The sequence below is a fragment of the Bacillota bacterium genome (genome assembly GCA_012842395.1).
Lineage (GTDB): Bacteria > Bacillota > SHA-98 > UBA4971 > UBA4971 > UBA6256.
In genome coordinates this window covers 1-3299 of the sequence record DUSX01000051.1, presented here as the reverse complement: position 1 = coordinate 3299, position 3299 = coordinate 1, and the positions used below count along the sequence as shown (strand labels likewise).

The following is a 3299-nucleotide window of genomic DNA, read 5'->3' as shown; positions in this document are numbered from 1 at the left end:
GGGACCATCGCAGTAGAGCGCAATGCTTGGAACAACTGGCGATGACGCGGGATGGGCGGTGTAGTAGTAAGGACGGAACGTACCGGCGGTCAGGTTCAAGACATTGCTTCAACATTGCCGCCTGTGATAGGGGGAGGCAATTGCCCGCCTAAGAGTGATGATCGGTTGATAGAACCCATCTTTTCCACCGTTACCCGCGCGGCTCCTCGGGTTCCAAGGGCCCGAGTTTCCCTGTGGAGCGCACAGGCATACGGATGGGAATATGGCTAAGGCTTCAAGCGTCTTATGGGAAAACAGCAGGGATTTGGCCAGCGTTTGGGTGTCGTCGGGCGTTACGACCACAATGATCGGTTCGAGCGAGTCGAGGATTATACGAGCCGTCGGCCGCGTCGACGTCCTCTCGCCCGGGATCGGAAGCTTCTCACCGGTCGCCTCTGCGTATCGCCTCGCACGTCGTTCAACGATCGCCTGCACCAATGCCGCGAGCAGCACCACGCACGCCAAGGTCTCCAGACACTCAGGGGTCTTTACATACATTGCGCCAACGAAGGAACGACCACGAGGAACGCGATGAAGTTCTTGGCGAGCCTTCTCTTGAATACCGAATGTATCCACTCTCCGGTATTGGGATTGAGGGCACCATACATACTCACCCGCTCGTTGGTGCCTGGTGTCATGATCTTCTTTTGCTACCCTCGTCTCATCCGGCAGGACCGGACGTTGGGTAGTAGGTCGCAGTGGCACTCGTCCTGGTAGAACACAGTACAGGCAGAGCCAAATGCCCTGAGGAATACGTCTCGTCTATGAGTGCGACCTCGAAATCACTTATGGGGTCCGACTTCAGCGCAATGAGTTTCGGCCTTCTCCACCTAAAGCCAAGGCTGCGGAGGAGTCGTCTCATGGTGAAGATGCTTAGCCGATATTTCGCAGGTCCGGCATTTCGAATTGGTGCCGAGGTCAGCGGCGTTGTTCACGTGGAATCATCTGCCAGTTTGCTGTAACTCCCGCGTGCAAGTCCAAGCCTGCGAATGAGATTCATGTGCTCGCCAGTGACGTTGACGACTGTGGCGAATCTCTCGCCGTTCAGCGTCTGGCCTGCTGTGTACGTTATGGACACGTACTTCTTGAGCACTTGATGTGAAGTGAGCTTGCGGTCGTGTTTCTTCGCCAGGTGCTCCAGCAGGCAATAGGCGATCAGTGCTATGAAGCAAACCAGCGCCAGCCCCCGTACCCGTTCCTCTTTGTGTAGGAATACCGGCCGCACCCGGACCCGGGATTTCATATACCTCATCGGCCGCTCCACTTGATACTTCCGACGGGTTCGCTCGAAGATCTGCTTCAGTGGATACTCCTCACCGTCCGCCAGGTTCGTGACAACCGGGTAAACCCCGTCCCTGCGCTCGAGCTTGCGAAGCTCCTCCTGGTCTACCCCATACTCAAGTTTCAGCGCCGCTTGCCCATCGGGTCCATCATGAACCTCGACAACTCTCGGATGACTGTAGACGGCTTTGAGGTAACAGGTCGGCCCCTCGAAGATCTTGTCAACCTGGCTTTGGGCGTAATCTTTATCCTTGTAGCGCCGCCGGTTTAGCTTCATCTCCCCGATATCCCGAAGCCTCTCCTCAACACGCCTCATGTAGGTCTCGCGCCGCTCGCGGTCGAGCCTTGCCTTGCTCTCGCTCCACACAATGAGCACCCTTGCTGTAAACGGGCTCGTGCCCTTCGCATCCGGGCTTGTCGTCATCTCCGGTGTAATCAGAACGCGCCGTTCCGCATACTTGAACCTGCTTTCGCCTTTCCCGTCGCTCCATACGTTGCGATCGAACTCTTCTTGACTTACAGAATCCATGGCTTCCCTAAACGGCACATCCGAAGGACACGGGGCAATGAACTTCACCCCTTCGGAGTTTAACCTCAGCAAGTTTGGTATCGTTCCAACCGCATTGTCACCCATTACCAGGATGTGGCTCTTCCCCAGCTTCGCCTTCATTTCAAGCAGGCTCTCCACAGCTATCTTCTGGTCCGCAAGCCGCCCTTCGATAAGCTGTTGCCGCATCGGAACGCCTGATTCCTTGTCCACGGCCATTGCGAGCTTGATCTGCTTCAGGTCGCTCCTGTGGTCCGGGCTATACCCGAACTTGATAAGCTCCGCTTCATCATAGTCCCCCTCGAAGTAAAACGCGGTCGTGTCCCAGATGACCTCATCCGCGCCAAGCCCGAACTCCTTCATGAGCCTGAAAGCCAGCTTGGTCTGAATCTCATCCTGATGTTCGTCCAGAGCCTCCAGCGCCCTCGCCAGGCGATCATCGTTCAGCCGTTTCGGGTCCACTCCGAACATATGCTGGATACCACACAGATCCGCCCAGGCTTCCACGTCAACCAAAGGCGTGGGAGAGTTCAGCCTGTTCGCAACCAGGATCTCTGTGACCTCGCCGGTGGAGACAATCTGTCCCCTGTCTGAGTAATCCGGGACAGCCTCATCCACGATGGCCCGCAGCCCAATGAGTTCCAATAGCGGCTTGATAACGTAAAGCGATCCGATGTAGTAGTCCCGAATGTAAGAGAACTTGCGAACGGGGACCGGCGAGAACTCAGAACCTGGGTAGCCATCAAATCTCCTGGCCAAGGACATCCCTCCCTGGCCTGCATATTCGACACTCGTTACAAAGTACCTTCTCAGATGATTCTGATAATATCGTCAGACTAGGCACACTATACCAGACAATACCATCTCGCTAACCCGCGAATTATAGGCTTAGTCTTACTCCAAACGGAGCCAGAATGGCCCGCAGGGCTTTGGCTGTCCAGTTTGTGATGGGGTATAGCCCGAACACGGCAGGGTTCATGTCTACGGCACGCGATAGCGCCCACCGCGCGGCTTTGCCGCCCTTGGTTAGACGCCCGGGTCGTTCCGCGTCACGGGAGTGAAACACCGGCAACCTCTGGAAAAGTGGCAGCGATCTCTGAACCCACACTTGGCGTGCCGTTCTGAGTAGTCTAGGTATTCCATCGAAAAGCATGCCATCTCGGTCCTCTTTCCAGATGAGGTCATAGACCGCATCTACGACTACTCCAGGGGTGCCATACGGCTCGTGGCGCGCTTGTGCAAGGGGTGCCTGATAGACGCATACGCCCACAAGCAGCAACTCGTGGACAACAACAACCTGGAGCGGGTGATAGAAGAACTCGCTCTTTAGCAAAAGGGGAAACACGGACGCAGTTTCCATCACAGAGGAAGCCAGGAGATCGAGGTCATCAAATCAGCACCTGCGATTTCCGCCCAGACACATTAACCCGCC

The 3299-nt window shown here is 56.0% G+C and carries 3 protein-coding genes; all 3 read right to left on the bottom strand.

Annotated features, from left to right (window positions below):
• Positions 1-527 precede the first annotated feature (527 nt).
• Positions 528-677, bottom strand: a complete 150-nt coding sequence (locus tag GX515_13255) for a hypothetical protein (protein HHY33961.1) — start codon at positions 675-677, stop codon at positions 528-530.
• A 293-nt stretch (positions 678-970) separates the two neighbouring features.
• Positions 971-2626 (bottom strand): IS1634 family transposase, encoded by a 1656-nt coding sequence (locus tag GX515_13250; GenBank protein ID HHY33960.1) that lies wholly within the window; start codon positions 2624-2626, stop codon positions 971-973.
• Positions 2627-2747: 121 nt separating this feature from the next.
• Positions 2748-3212 carry a hypothetical protein gene (locus tag GX515_13245; GenBank protein HHY33959.1) on the bottom strand — a complete coding sequence of 155 codons (465 nt, stop codon included), beginning with the start codon at positions 3210-3212 and terminating at the stop codon, positions 2748-2750.
• Positions 3213-3299 lie beyond the last annotated feature (87 nt).